Raw genomic sequence first — 12,527 nt, forward strand, 5'->3', positions numbered from 1 at the left:
GACATTTGTGTCTCACATGGGTTACTGTTGTCTCATGGCCGTCGACCGTGACCACGTACTCCGCAGCGCAGCCGCCCTGCTCACCCGGAAATCCACGTCCACCATGGACGAGGTCGCCAAGGCGGCCGGGATCAGCAGGGCCACGCTGCACCGCCACTTCGCGGGGCGTGACGCGCTGGTGCGTGCGCTGGAGGCGCTGGGCATCGCCGAGTGCGAGGCCGCGCTGGACGCGGCCCGGCTGGACGACGGTCCGGCCGCCGACGCCGTTCGGCGGCTGGTGCGCGCGCTGGAGCCCGCGGCCGGTCTGCTCGCGTTCCTCTACACCGAGAACCAACTGTTCGAGGGCGAGCAGCAGAACGAGGGCTGGACCCGGCTCGACGACCGGATCGCCACCCTCTTCCGGCGCGGCCAGGCCGGCGGCGAGTTCCGCATCGACCTCACTCCGGCCTGGCTCACCGAGGCCCTGTACGGGCTGATGGCCTCCGGCGCGTGGGCCGTGCAGGAGGGCCGGGTGGCCGCCAACGACTTCACGCACATGATCGTCGAGCTGTTGCTCGGCGGCGCGGTACGCAGAGACGAAACACGAGGACACGAGACACGGAGAGAGGAATCATGACCAGCACCCTGCAGCCGGCGGCTGTGACCGAGACGGAGAAGCGCCCGGGCCGTTGGCTCGCGCTCTCCGTGCTCGTGCTCGCCGTGCTGCTGGTGGCCGTGGACGCGACGGTCCTCGGCCTGGCAACCCCGTACATCAGCGAGGACCTGAAGCCGTCCGGCACCCAACTCCTCTGGATCGGCGACGTCTACTCCTTCGTCATCGCGGGCCTGCTCGTGTCGATGGGCAGCCTCGGCGACCGCATCGGCCGCAAGCGCATCCTGCTGATCGGAGCGACCGCCTTCGGCGCGATCTCGATCCTCAACGCCTATGCCACGACACCGGAGTTGATGATCCTGGCGCGGGCGCTCCTCGGTGTCGCGGGCGCGACCCTGATGCCCGCCACCCTCGCCCTGATCCGCAACCTCTTCCACGACCCGCGCGAACGCAGCCTCGCCGTCGGCATCTGGGGCGCGACCGCCTCCGCCGGTACGGCAGTCGGGCCGGTCGCAGGCGGTTTCCTCCTCGAACACTTCTGGTGGGGCTCGGTCTTCCTCATCAACCTGCCCGTGATGGCGGTCCTCGTCCTGGTCGGCATCAAGATGCTCCCCGAGTCGAAGAACCCCAACCCCGGGCCGTGGGACCTGATCAGCGTGGTCCTGTCCCTGGTGGGCGTGATCGGCGTGGTCTACGCCGTCAAGGAGGCCGCGACCCACGGCTTCGAGTGGCCCGCACTCGCGGTGGGCGCGCTGGGCGCGGCGGCCCTGTACTGGTTCGTACGCCGCCAACTCACGCTCCCCGCCCCCCTGTTGGACATGCGCCTGTTCCGCAACCGCGGCTTCAGCGCGGCCGTCCTCGCCGATCTGCTCACCATCCTCGGTCTGTCCGGCCTGGTGTTCTTCCTCTCCCAGTACCTGCAACTCGTCCAGGGGAGGGGCCCGTTCGAGGCGGGCCTGGCCGAAATCCCCGCCGCCGTGGGCGCGGTGGCGGCCGGCCTGATAGCGGGAAGGGCGGCCCGCCGTTTCTCGGTCCGCGCGGTGGTCGCGGGCGGCCTCGCGGCGGTCGGCCTGGCACTGGCCGTCCTGACGACCCTCGGCCAGTCGACCGGCTACCCGATACTCGGCGCCGCGCTTCTGGTGGTCGGCATCGGGGCCGGCTTCTCCTTCACGGTGACGGCCGACGTGATCCTCTCCTCCGTACCGAAGGAACAGGCGGGCGCGGCATCGGCGGTCTCGGAGACGGCGTACGAACTGGGCGCCGCCCTCGGGATCGCGGTCCTCGGCTCCATCGTGACGGGCGTGTACCGGGACTTCGCGGCCCCGGCGGGCACCCCGAGCGGGGCGCACGAGTCGCTGGGCGGCGCGGTGGAGGCGGCGGCGGACATGCCGTCGCAGGCGGCCCAGCAGATGCTGGCCTCGGCGAGAGAGGCCTTCGTCAGCGGTCTGAGCGTCGCGTCGGCGGTGGGCGCAACGGTCCTGCTGGCAACGGCGGTTGCGGCCTGGTTCATGCTCCGGGGCCAGCGGCTGGAGGACGTCAGCGGTTGATCCGGTCGCCCGTGCGGGAGCTGAAGCGGGCGATCACGGGGTACCGGCGCGCGTAGAGTTCCGCCGCCGGCGGCGGGCTCTCGCGGCGCGCGAGCCCGCCGAATCCGGCCACGACACGTCCTGCTCGGGCGGGACCTCGGTGAACGCCGTGAGGATCGTCCGTGTCCGGCCGCAGATCACGCACTTCGGGTCACGGCGACCAAGATCCAGCTCTTCCCCCGCCCCGCGTCCCCCATCCGCCCGCAACCCAAAAGGGCCGCCCGCACCACCAAGGTGCGCACGGCCCAAAGGAGTTGGACTCAGGTCAGGCGGCCTTCGCCTTCGTTGCGTACATGTCCACGTACTCCTGTCCCGACAACCGCATGACCTCGGTCATCACGGAGTCGGTCACAGCCCGCAGCACATACCGGTCCCGGTCCATCCCCTCGTACCGTGAGAACTCCATCGCCTCACCGAAGCGGACGGTTACCCGCCCGGGCCGCGGAATCCCCGCACCCCCCGGCTGCAACTTGTCCGTGCCGATCATCGCGAAGGGAACGACCGGCGCCCCGGTCATCATCGTGAGCCGGGCGATCCCGGTGCGGCCCCGGTACAACCGCCCGTCGGGCGAGCGCGTGCCCTCGGGGTAGATGCCGAAGACCTTGCCCTCCTCCAGGATGCGGCGGCCGGTCATCAGCGCGGCGACGCCGCCGTTCGCGCCGTCCCGGTCGACCGGGATCATGCCGACGCCGGTGAAGAACCAGGCCATGAGGCGGCCCTTGAAACCCTTGCCGGTGACGTACTCGTCCTTGCCGATGAAGAGCACCTGCCGGTCGCAGACCAGCGGAAGGATCATCGAGTCGATGAAGGTGAGATGGTTGCCGGCGAGGATCACCGGACCGTCACCGGGGATGTGCTCCCCCCCCTCCACCCGTGTGCGGAACATCAGGCGCATGATCGGTCCGAGCAGTGCCTTGATGAGCGCGAAGCGGGACAACGGGCCCTCCGGTGTCAAGGGGTTCGATATAAATGTGTGCAGGTGAGGACGATACTCGCGGCGCCCGGGGTATTGCACATCGGGTTCACCGAGGTCTTACGCAGTGTTGACGTACGTTTACCTGCGGTGTCGCGCCGGAGCCGTCCCGTAACCGGGCCGCCATGTTGTGACACATCTCGCGTTCCATGGTGACGGCGGGTCAAACCTGCCGGCCGGTACGACATCCAGCGTCAGCGCCGTGTTCCGGCCGAGGTCTCCCGCCCGTCATGTACGCGCACCTACGATCGGCGCGCACCGACGGGGCGACGCCAGGAGGTTTCATGGACACGCAGGGAACGCAGGAGCCGGACGAGCGAGTCAACGGCACCGGACGACGGGCGCTGTTGGGCGCCGCCGTGCTCGGCGCGGGGGTGGCCGCACTGGGACCGGCCGGTACGGCGAGAGCCGCCGAGGCCACGTCGGCCCGGCACGGTGGCGGTCTGAAGGACCTGCCCAAGCCGACGATCGTCGGTCACCGCGGCACCAGCGGCTACCGCCCCGAGCACACCTTCGGCTCGTACAACCTGGCCCTCGACCTGGGCGCCGACATCGTCGAGGCCGGTGACCTCGTCCCCACCAAGGACGGTCACCTGGTCTGCCGGCACGAGCCGGAGATCGGCGGCACCACGAATGTCGCGGATCACCCCGAGTTCGCGAGCCGCAAGACCACCAAGCTGCTCGACGGTGTCTCCACGACCGGCTGGTTCACCGAGGACTTCACGCTCGCCGAGCTGAAGACCCTGCGCGCGATCGAGCGCATTCCGGCCAACCGCCCGCACAACACCCTCTACAACGGCCGCTGGGAGATCCCGACCTTCGAAGAGGTCCTCAAGTGGCAGGACGAGCAGACCCGTAAGCGCGGCAAGCAGGTCTGGATCTACCCCGAGATGAAGCACCCCACCTACTTCCGCAAGCGCGGGTTCGAGATGGAGAAGCTGCTCTCGAAGATCCTGCGCAAGCACGGCAAGGACAAGCGGAGTTCGCCGGTCCTCATCCAGTCCTTCGAGCCGACCAGCATCCAGAAGATCAGCAGGCTCGTCGGCAACAACCTGGTGGTGCTGCTGTCCGGCACGGGCACCCGGCCCTTCGACTTCATCGACCAGGGCGACCCGCGCACGGTCGACGACCTGGTCAAGCCCAAGGGCCTCGCCGAGATCGCGACGTACGCGCAGGGCCTGGGCCCGACCCTCGACCTGATCATCACGAAGAACGCCGACGGCAGCCTGAACAAGGAGACCACCCTGGTCGCCGACGCGCACAAGGCCGGCCTGATCCTGCACCCCTACACCATGCGCAACGAGAACCCCTTCCTGCCGCTGGAGTACCGCAAGGGCACCGCCGTGGACGCATACGGCGACGCGTTCGGCGCCTTCAAGCGCTACTTCGCCACCGGCATCGACGGTGTCTTCACCGACAACGCCGACACCGGTCTGCTCGCCCGCGCGGACTTCGTCAACGGCTGAGCCCCGCGCCCCGTTGGAGTGACAGACGGCCGCCCCGGCAACCTTCCGCCGGGGCGGCCGCGTCGTGCCGCATATGACACACCAGCTCCTCACCGCCTTGCGCCCACTGCTCGCCGCCGAGGCCTCCGCCGAGGCATATGCCTCCGGAGCCGAGCCGGGCGACCTCGAACAGGCCGTCTGGCTCCGCCTCCTGGAGCGCCTCGACGCCTCCGGCCCACCCGTCGACCCCCAGCGCTGGCTCCGCCGCGCGGTCCGCTCGGAGGCCCAGCGCACCCGCCGTACCGCACGGCTTGAGCAGTCGTACGACGATGATCCGGTCGACGACCGCGACCGCGGCCCCGAGCAGGCCGCGCTCACGGCGGCGCGGCATCGCGCGCTGCATGACGCGGTGCGCCGGCTGCCGGGCCGCTGCCCCCGGCTGATGGCGGCGCTGCTCTCGCCCAAGGACCTCACCTACCGCGAGATCGCGGGGGAGTTGGGTATCTCACAGGGCAGTCTCGGCCCGGAACGTTCCAGATGTCTGGGATGTCTTCGGCGATTGCTGACGCCGGAGGTTGCGGCTCACGAAGCACGGGGATAGGAGTGAGGAATCAAGTGGCGATCAGGTGAGCGGGAGGCGTGCGCACATGGGCATGAGCGTGACCATCTCGGTGGCGACCGAGCAGGACTCAGAGCAGATCTTCAGGCTGCAGTACCTGTGCTTCCAGAGTGAGGCGGCGCTGTACGGCAACTACCGCATCGACCCGCTGGTCCAGAGTCTCGACTCGGTCCGGGACGAGGTCGTCGCCGACTGCGTGTTCGTCGCCCGGCTGGGCGAGGAGGTGGTCGGCTCGGTCCGCGGCACGGTGACGGAGGACGGCGCGGCGGCCATCGGCAAACTCTGCGTCCACCCGCGCCTCCAGGGCCACGGCATCGGCGCCCGGCTCCTCCGCGCGGCCGAAGCCGCCCTGGCCGGGGAGCGCGGCGCCAAGAAGTTCCGCCTCCACACCGGCCACCGCAGCGAGGGCAACCTCCGCCTGTACCGCCGCGTCGGCTACGAGACCGTAGGCACCTCCCAGGGCGACGACGGCGTACCGATGATCGTCCTGGAGAAGCCGGTCGAGGCGTACGTCGCTACGGCGTGACGGTGCCGGCGGTGTCGGCCGTGCGGTTCTTCCGCAGCCAGTACAGCGCGGACAGCGGCAGCAGTACGGGGATGAAGATGTACCCCGCGCCGTAGTACGACCAGACCGTCGCGTCCGGGAAGGCCGAGTTGTCGATCACGGTCAGCGTGCCCACGATCAGGACACCCGCGAGTTCGGCGGCGCAGCACGCCTGTGCCGCCCTGCGGGCCTTCTCGCCGCCGCGGATCAGGGAGTACGTGATGAACCCGTACACCACACCCGCCACCGCCGACAGGGAGTAGGCGAGCGGGGCCCGGTCGAACTCGGTGGCGATCTGGTAGACGGAGCGGGAGACCGCGCCGACGACCATCACGCCGTAGAACCAGACGAGCAGGATGCCGGGCCCGCTGATGAGCCGCTTCGGCTTCTCTTCCACGGTGTTCTCTTCCACGGCGGTCATCTCAGCTTCCCCAGATGTCGTATAGCCGCACTTCGAGCACGGCGAGGACCACGCCGCCGGCCGCGACCGTGATCGAACCCCAGCGGGTGCGCTCGGTCAGTGACATGAGGCCCGCCGCCGGGACGGTCGCGAACGCGCCCAGCAGATACGCCACGAAGATCGTCGTGCCCTGCTCCGCCTTCTCGCCGCGCGCCAACTGCACGATCCCGACCACCAGTTGGACCGTGGCCAGCAGAGTGACGACGGCCATTCCGATGAAGTGCCAGTCCTTCGTCGACTGGTCGCGGTAGGCGGCCCACCCGGTCCAGGCGGCGAGCAGCAGCGCGGCGACACCGATCGTCAGTGTCAGGGCATCAAGCATGCAGTGACCCTATTACGGGCCATAAGCCCGGTGACCGTAGGGTCGAGTGCATGACGATCCATGCTCAAGCCCTCCTGTTCGACAACGACGGCACGCTCGTCTCCTCCCTCGAATCCGTGCGCAGGTGCTGGACCCGGTGGGCGGACGAGTTCGGGATCACCGCCGAGGACTTCGCACGGGTCGAGCTGCACGGACGGACCGCCGTGGAGATAGCCGCCGACCTGCTGCCCGCCCATGTCGTCCCGGTGGCGGTCGCGCGGATCGAGGCGCTGGAGGTCGAGGACGTGCCCAACGGGGGTGCCGTCCCGCTGCCGGGTACCAAGGAGTTCCTCGACTCGCTGCCCGCCGACCGCTGGGCCGTCGTCACCTCCGCCACCCGCCGGCTCGCCGAGGCCCGGCTCGCGCACGCCGGCATCCTCCCCAAGACCCTCGTGGTCGCCGAGGACGTCACGCGCGGCAAGCCCGACCCCGAGCCCTACCTCCTCGCCGCCCGTCAGCTCGGCGTCGACCCGGCCGACTGTGTCGTCTTCGAGGACGCCCCGGCCGGACTCCAGGCGGGCCGCGCGGCCGGGATGATCACCGTGGCATTGGCCACAACGCACGAGGCCCACGAGCTCGACGCGGACTTTGTTGTGAACAACCTGTCAGCCCTGTCCGCGCTGGTCAGCGACGGGGGAGTGGAGATCTCCGAGCGCCGCTGACGGCCGTCCGCCGGTGTCCGGCATGCGGACAGCGGCACTTTGTCAGGACCGTACGTCTGCTTTACTGATTCCATGACCACGACGAGCAGCCGCACCCTTGCGACCGAGGCGACCCTGACGCCCGGTGCTCGCTGTATGTGTCGAATGTGCGCCTTCTAGAGGGCCCTCGCACCACCCCCCGGGCTTAGCGCCCCGAGCCTCGCGCCCCGAAGCGAGTCGTTGCGGCATGTCCGTATGTCCTACGTGACCGACGCCTCCCCGCGCACATTTCCCATCCGTACGAGGGCACACCCACGCCCGCGTGCTCGACAGTCATGGAACCCCAGTGATCACCACATCGGGCCTGACCAAGGTCTACCGCTCACGCGGCCGTGAGGTCACCGCCCTCGACGGCGTCGACCTCCACGTCCGCGAAGGCGAGGTGTACGGCGTCATCGGCCAGTCCGGCGCCGGCAAGTCCTCGCTCATCCGCTGCGTCAACCTGCTGGAGAGGCCCACCGCCGGCACGGTCACCGTCGACGGGCAGGACCTCACCGCCCTCGCCGGGCGCGGACCGCGCGCCGGACGGGAACTCCGGCAGGCGCGCAGCCGTATCGGCATGGTCTTCCAGCACTTCAACCTGCTCTCCTCGCGGACCGTGCAGGACAACATCGAGCTGCCGCTCGAAATCCTCGGGAAGTCGGGGAGGGAGCGCTCCGGCAAGGCACTTGAGCTGCTCGACCTCGTGGGGCTCGCCGACAAGGCGAAGGCCTACCCGGCCCAGCTCTCCGGCGGTCAGAAGCAGCGCGTCGGCATCGCCCGCGCCCTGGCCGGCGACCCCAAGGTGCTGCTCTCCGACGAGGCCACCAGCGCCCTCGACCCGGAGACCACCCGCTCGATCCTCCAGCTGCTGCGCGACCTGAACCGGCAACTGGGCCTGACCGTCCTGCTCATCACCCACGAGATGGACGTCGTCAAGAACGTGTGCGACTCGGCCGCCCTCATGGAGAACGGCCGCATCGTCGAGTCCGGCACGGTCAGCGAACTGCTCGCCACCCCCGGCTCCGAGCTGGCCTCCGCGCTCTTCCCGGTCAGCGGCGAGGCGCATGGCGAGGACCGGACCGTCGTCGACGTCACCTTCCACGGCGAGGCCGCCACCCAGCCCGTCATCTCCCAGCTCTCGCGCACCTACAACATCGACATCTCGATCCTCGGCGCCGCCATCGACACCGTCGGCGGACTCCAGGTCGGCCGTATGCGCATCGAACTGCCCGGCCGCTACGACGACAACGTCGTGCCGATCGGCTTCCTGCGCGAACAGGGCCTGCAGATCGACGTGTTGGGCCAGGAGCCCGTACTGCTGAAGGAGGGTGCCAAGTGAGCTGGTCCGAGATGCAGCCCCTGCTGTCCCAGGCGTGTTGGGACACGCTGTACATGGTCGGCTGGTCCACGGTCGTCGCCGTCGTCGGCGGACTTCCGCTCGGCATCCTGCTCGTGCTGACCGACCGCGGCGGACTGCTCCAGAACGTGGCCGCCAACAAGGTCATCGGGCAGATCGTGAACGTGGCCCGCTCGCTGCCGTTCATCATTCTCATGGTCGCGCTGATGAACTTCACGCGGACCATCACGGGGACGACGATCGGTCGCGAGGCCGCGATCGTGCCGCTCGCGATCGGGGCGATTCCCTTCTTCGCGCGCCTGGTTGAGACGGCTGTCCGCGAAGTGGACGGCGGGCTCGTCGAGGCCGTGCAGTCGATGGGCGGCAACACCTGGACCATCGTGCGCAAGGTCCTCGTACCGGAGTCCCTGCCCTCGCTGATCTCCAGCACCACCACCACGATCGTCGCGCTCATCGGCTACTCCGCGATGGCCGGCACGGTCGGCGCGGGCGGCCTCGGCGACATCGCCATCCGCTACGGCTACCAGCGCTTCGAGACCCAGCTGATGTGGATCACCGTGGCGATCCTCGCGGTCGTCATCTCCCTCATCCAGTTCGCCGGCGACTACGCGGCCCGCTCGGTGCACCGGCGCGGCGGACAGTCGGGTCCCGCGCCGAGGCTCCGGCTGCTGAAAGCCGCGTAGGCCCACCCACCCAGGCTCCCCGCACTGCCCACCCGTCGCCCGACCACCACCCCTCAACGACGGCACTGCGTGCCGACACCCCTTGATCCCAGGGGTCGTAGTACGCGACACCCTTCAGGAAAGGCACTTTTCGTGCGTAACACCGCAAAGCTCACCACCGCCGTCCTCGCTGCCGGAGCGCTCACCTTCGCGCTCTCCGCCTGTGGCTCGGACAAGGGCAGCTCCTCCTCGGCCTCCGCCGACTACAGCGGACCGCTGGTCGTCGCCGCGAGCCCCACGCCGCACGCCGAGATCCTCGACTACGTCAAGGACCACCTGGCGAAGAAGGCCGGACTCGACCTGGAGGTCAAGGAGTTCCAGGACTACATCGTGCCGAACACGGCGACCGAGGACGGCTCGGTGGACGCCAACTACTTCCAGAACCAGCCGTACCTCGACGACTTCAACAAGAAGCGCGGCACCCACATCGTGCCCGTCGTGACGGTGCACCTGGAGCCGCTCGGTCTCTACTCCCACAAGGTCAAGAGCGCCGACGCGCTGAAGAGCGGAGCGACCGTCGCCGTCCCGAACGACGCGGTGAACGAGGCGCGTGCCCTCAAACTGCTGGCCGCCAACGGGCTCATCACCCTCAAGGACGGCGCCGGCACCGAGGCGACCCCGCAGGACATCGCCAAGAACCCGAAGAACCTCAAGTTCAAGGAGATCGAGGCGGCCCAGACCGCGCGCTCCCTGGACGACGTGGACGCTGCGGTGATCAACGGCAACTACGCGATCTCGGCCGGTATCAAGCCCTCCAAGGACGCCCTCGTCCTGGAGTCCGCGACGAACAACCCCTACGGCAACTTCCTCGCCGTGAAGAAGGGCAACGAGAAGGACCCGCGCGTCAAGAAGCTCGCGAAGCTGCTGACCTCGCCCGAGGTGAAGAAGTTCATCGAGGACAAGTACGCCGGCTCCGTCATCCCGTCCTTCTGACAGTCCGAGTACACGAGTACAAGGGCTCTGTCCCGTCGGTCACTTCAGGCTGACGGGGGCGTATACGGCGTATCACCACGCACGGGGTCCACTCGCTCACCGCGGGTGGACCCCGTGGTGCGGTTGGGCGCTTTCATGCTGCATGCTGGACAGCTCAGGGGGCCCTGAACATTTTCCAACGGTTACGGAGTGGCGCATGACTAGCACCTTCCCCAACATCTCCATCAGCACGGAGCGGTTGGTGCTGCGGCCCCTCGACGAGGACGATGTGCAGGCCCTGGCCGAGATGATGAACGACGAGCAGGTGGCCGCCTGGACCGACGTTCCCCAGCCGTTCAGCGAGGCCGGTGCCCGTGCGTGGATCACCGACTACGCGCCCGGCGAACGGACTTCGGGCCGCGGCCTCGACCTCGCCGTCACCGAGTTCCTCACCCAACGGCTCGTCGGCATCGTCCAGTTGACCAAGACCGACTGGCACATCCGGTCCACGGAGCTGTCGTACATCATCGCCCCCTGGGCCCGTGGCGAGGGCTACGCCTCCGAAGCCGCGCTCGCCACCGCCCAATGGCTGTTCGGGGACCAGAAGTTGGAGCGCATCGAACTGCGCACGGCCGCCGACAACACCGCCTCCCAGCAGGTGGCCCAGAAGATCGGCTGCATCAGCGAGGGCGTCCTGCGGGGCGCGTGCATAGCGCATGTCCACGGCGACGACGGCACCTGGAGCGACGTCCGTACCGACTTCATCGTGTGGAGCCTCCTCCCGGAGGACCTGGAGGGCACGGCCGAACAACTCGCGGACATCGACGGTTTCACGTCACTCGCCGACTGGAACTGAATTCGGCGGGTACGGCACAAGGAGCACCGCCCGGCGGCACCAGGTACCCTCACGGTGCCCGCGTACGGGCCGCTTCCCCCGACGACCTGCGAATCACCCCAGGAGACTGACGACGATGGCCGACCGCGTCACGGTGATCGGCTGGGACGGCTCTCCGCTGACCGCCGCGGCACGCTCCGCCCTCGCCGCCGCCACCCTGGTGGCCGGCGCGCCCCACCATCTCGCGCTCCCCGAGGTACAGGAACGCGCCGAGCGCATCCGCCTCGGCAGCGTCGCCCTCGCCGCCCGCCGGATCGCCGGGCACCGCGGTACCGCGGTCGTGTTCGCCGACGGGGACCCGGGCTTCTTCGGAGTCGTACGGACCCTGCGCGCACCGGAGTTCGGCCTGGAGGTGGAGGTCGTCCCGGCCGTCTCCTCGGTGGCCGCCGCCTTCGCCCGCGCCGGGATGCCCTGGGACGACGCACAGGTGGTCGTCGCACACAGACGCACCCTGCGACGCGCGGTGAACGTATGCCGGGCCCACACAAAAGTCGCCGTTCTCACCTCACCGGGCGCCGGCCCCGCCGAACTCGGCCTGCTGCTGGAGGGCGTCCACCGCACCTTCGTCATCTGCGAGGAACTGGGCACCGAGCGCGAGCAGGTCACCGTCCTCACCTCCGACAAGGCCGCCGACCGCACTTGGCGCGACCCCAACGTCGTCATCGTCATGGGCGGCCCGGTCGGCCCCGCCCTCTCGGCCGTCACGAGCGAGGGCTGGATCGCCGGCCGCGACCCGGCCGCCGTCGCCCGCGGCTGGACCCTGCCCGCCGAGGCCTACGGCGGTGAACTCGGCGAGGGCGAGACGGACTTGCTCCGGGCCGCCCAGCTCGCCCGCCTCGGCCCGCGCGTCGGGGACCTGGTGTGGGACATCGGCTGCGGCAGCGGCGCCTTCGCCATCGAGGCGGCCCGCGCCGGAGCCGCCGTCATCGCCGTCGACCGCGACGCCCAGGCCTGCACCCGCACCGACTCCGCGGCCCGCAGCTTCGGCGTGCACCTCCAGATCGTCCAGGGCGACGCCCCGCACATCCTGGAGAACCTCCCCGAACCCGACGTAGTACGGGTCGGGGGCGGGGGAGTGGCCGTCGTCTCCGCGGTCGCCGACCGGCGCCCGCAGCGCATCGTGGCGCACGCCTCCACCCGCGACGAGGCCGAACTCGTCGGCCGCGACCTGACGGAGCACGGCTACCACGTCGAGTGCGCCCTCCTCCAGTCCGTCGAACTCGACACCAGGGCCTGGACGGAGACGGAACGGAGCGTCGCGTTCCTGCTCAGCGGCCTCCTTCCGGAGCGCGTTTCGTGACCCCTTTTCCCACCCCTCGTACCGTCCCCGTGATCCTGTTGTCGTACTGCGCGCGGTAGGCTGGCGGACTGTTGTACC

At 69.5% G+C, this 12,527-nt stretch carries 14 protein-coding genes; 11 read left to right on the forward strand and 3 right to left on the reverse strand.

Features of this window, described 5'->3' with window-relative positions; translation table 11 throughout:
• Positions 1–34 precede the first annotated feature (34 nt).
• Together ACIRRY_RS27860 and ACIRRY_RS27865 are read left to right on the forward strand one after the other, a co-directional pair.
• Positions 35–616 (forward strand): TetR/AcrR family transcriptional regulator, encoded by a 582-nt coding sequence (locus tag ACIRRY_RS27860; protein WP_403977508.1) that lies wholly within the window; start codon positions 35–37, stop codon positions 614–616.
• Complete coding sequence (locus tag ACIRRY_RS27865) at positions 613–2,139, forward strand: MFS transporter (RefSeq protein WP_403977510.1); 1,527 nt, start codon at positions 613–615, stop codon at positions 2,137–2,139. Before ACIRRY_RS27860 ends, ACIRRY_RS27865 begins: the two co-directional genes overlap by 4 nt.
• A 304-nt stretch (positions 2,140–2,443) precedes the next feature.
• Here ACIRRY_RS27865 and ACIRRY_RS27870 read toward each other — a convergent pair whose 3' ends face one another.
• Positions 2,444–3,115: a lysophospholipid acyltransferase family protein gene (locus ACIRRY_RS27870; RefSeq protein ID WP_403977598.1), complete on the reverse strand. Its 672-nt coding sequence runs from the start codon at positions 3,113–3,115 to the stop codon at positions 2,444–2,446.
• Positions 3,116–3,435: 320 nt separating this feature from the next.
• Here ACIRRY_RS27870 and ACIRRY_RS27875 point away from each other — a divergent pair, with 320 nt between their 5' ends.
• The 3 genes from ACIRRY_RS27875 (at position 3,436) to ACIRRY_RS27885 (ending at position 5,741) form a co-directional block, all read left to right on the forward strand.
• Positions 3,436–4,617, forward strand: a complete 1,182-nt coding sequence (locus ACIRRY_RS27875) for a glycerophosphodiester phosphodiesterase (RefSeq protein ID WP_403977512.1) — start codon at positions 3,436–3,438, stop codon at positions 4,615–4,617.
• 73 nt (positions 4,618–4,690) lie between these two features.
• Positions 4,691–5,197, forward strand: coding sequence for an RNA polymerase sigma factor (locus ACIRRY_RS27880; RefSeq protein ID WP_403977514.1), 507 nt, complete (start codon positions 4,691–4,693; stop codon positions 5,195–5,197).
• A gap of 46 nt (positions 5,198–5,243) precedes the next feature.
• Positions 5,244–5,741 (forward strand): GNAT family N-acetyltransferase, encoded by a 498-nt coding sequence (locus ACIRRY_RS27885; protein ID WP_403977516.1) that lies wholly within the window; start codon positions 5,244–5,246, stop codon positions 5,739–5,741.
• Here ACIRRY_RS27885 and ACIRRY_RS27890 read toward each other — a convergent pair.
• Both ACIRRY_RS27890 and ACIRRY_RS27895 read right to left on the reverse strand, forming a co-directional pair.
• A complete protein-coding gene (locus tag ACIRRY_RS27890) occupies positions 5,731–6,180 on the reverse strand; it encodes a hypothetical protein (RefSeq protein ID WP_403977518.1) in 450 nt (149 codons plus the stop codon). The two genes, ACIRRY_RS27885 and ACIRRY_RS27890, sit on opposite strands and share 11 nt — an antisense overlap.
• A gap of 1 nt (position 6,181) precedes the next feature.
• Positions 6,182–6,541: a hypothetical protein gene (locus ACIRRY_RS27895; protein WP_403977520.1), complete on the reverse strand. Its 360-nt coding sequence runs from the start codon at positions 6,539–6,541 to the stop codon at positions 6,182–6,184.
• A gap of 50 nt (positions 6,542–6,591) precedes the next feature.
• Here ACIRRY_RS27895 and ACIRRY_RS27900 point away from each other — a divergent pair, with 50 nt between their 5' ends.
• The 6 genes from ACIRRY_RS27900 to cbiE all read left to right on the forward strand — a co-directional run bounded on the left by ACIRRY_RS27900 (position 6,592) and on the right by cbiE (position 12,449).
• Positions 6,592–7,242 (forward strand): HAD family hydrolase, encoded by a 651-nt coding sequence (locus ACIRRY_RS27900; protein ID WP_403977522.1) that lies wholly within the window; start codon positions 6,592–6,594, stop codon positions 7,240–7,242.
• A 325-nt stretch (positions 7,243–7,567) separates the two neighbouring features.
• A complete protein-coding gene (locus ACIRRY_RS27905) occupies positions 7,568–8,602 on the forward strand; it encodes a methionine ABC transporter ATP-binding protein (RefSeq protein WP_403977524.1) in 1,035 nt (344 codons plus the stop codon).
• Positions 8,599–9,303, forward strand: coding sequence for a methionine ABC transporter permease (locus ACIRRY_RS27910; protein ID WP_403977526.1), 705 nt, complete (start codon positions 8,599–8,601; stop codon positions 9,301–9,303). The genes ACIRRY_RS27905 and ACIRRY_RS27910 overlap by 4 nt, the downstream gene beginning before the upstream one ends.
• A 132-nt stretch (positions 9,304–9,435) precedes the next feature.
• On the forward strand, positions 9,436–10,275 hold the full coding sequence (locus ACIRRY_RS27915) for a MetQ/NlpA family ABC transporter substrate-binding protein (protein WP_403977528.1): 840 nt from the start codon (positions 9,436–9,438) through the stop codon (positions 10,273–10,275).
• A 196-nt stretch (positions 10,276–10,471) separates the two neighbouring features.
• Positions 10,472–11,110 (forward strand): GNAT family N-acetyltransferase, encoded by a 639-nt coding sequence (locus ACIRRY_RS27920; RefSeq protein WP_403977530.1) that lies wholly within the window; start codon positions 10,472–10,474, stop codon positions 11,108–11,110.
• Between the two features lie 115 nt (positions 11,111–11,225).
• Positions 11,226–12,449 carry a precorrin-6y C5,15-methyltransferase (decarboxylating) subunit CbiE gene (gene cbiE / locus ACIRRY_RS27925; protein WP_403977532.1) on the forward strand — a complete coding sequence of 408 codons (1,224 nt, stop codon included), beginning with the start codon at positions 11,226–11,228 and terminating at the stop codon, positions 12,447–12,449.
• The last annotated feature ends 78 nt before the right edge of the window (positions 12,450–12,527 follow it).

This window comes from Streptomyces sp. NPDC101776, assembly GCF_044766845.1.
Classification (GTDB): Bacteria; Actinomycetota; Actinomycetes; order Streptomycetales; family Streptomycetaceae; genus Streptomyces.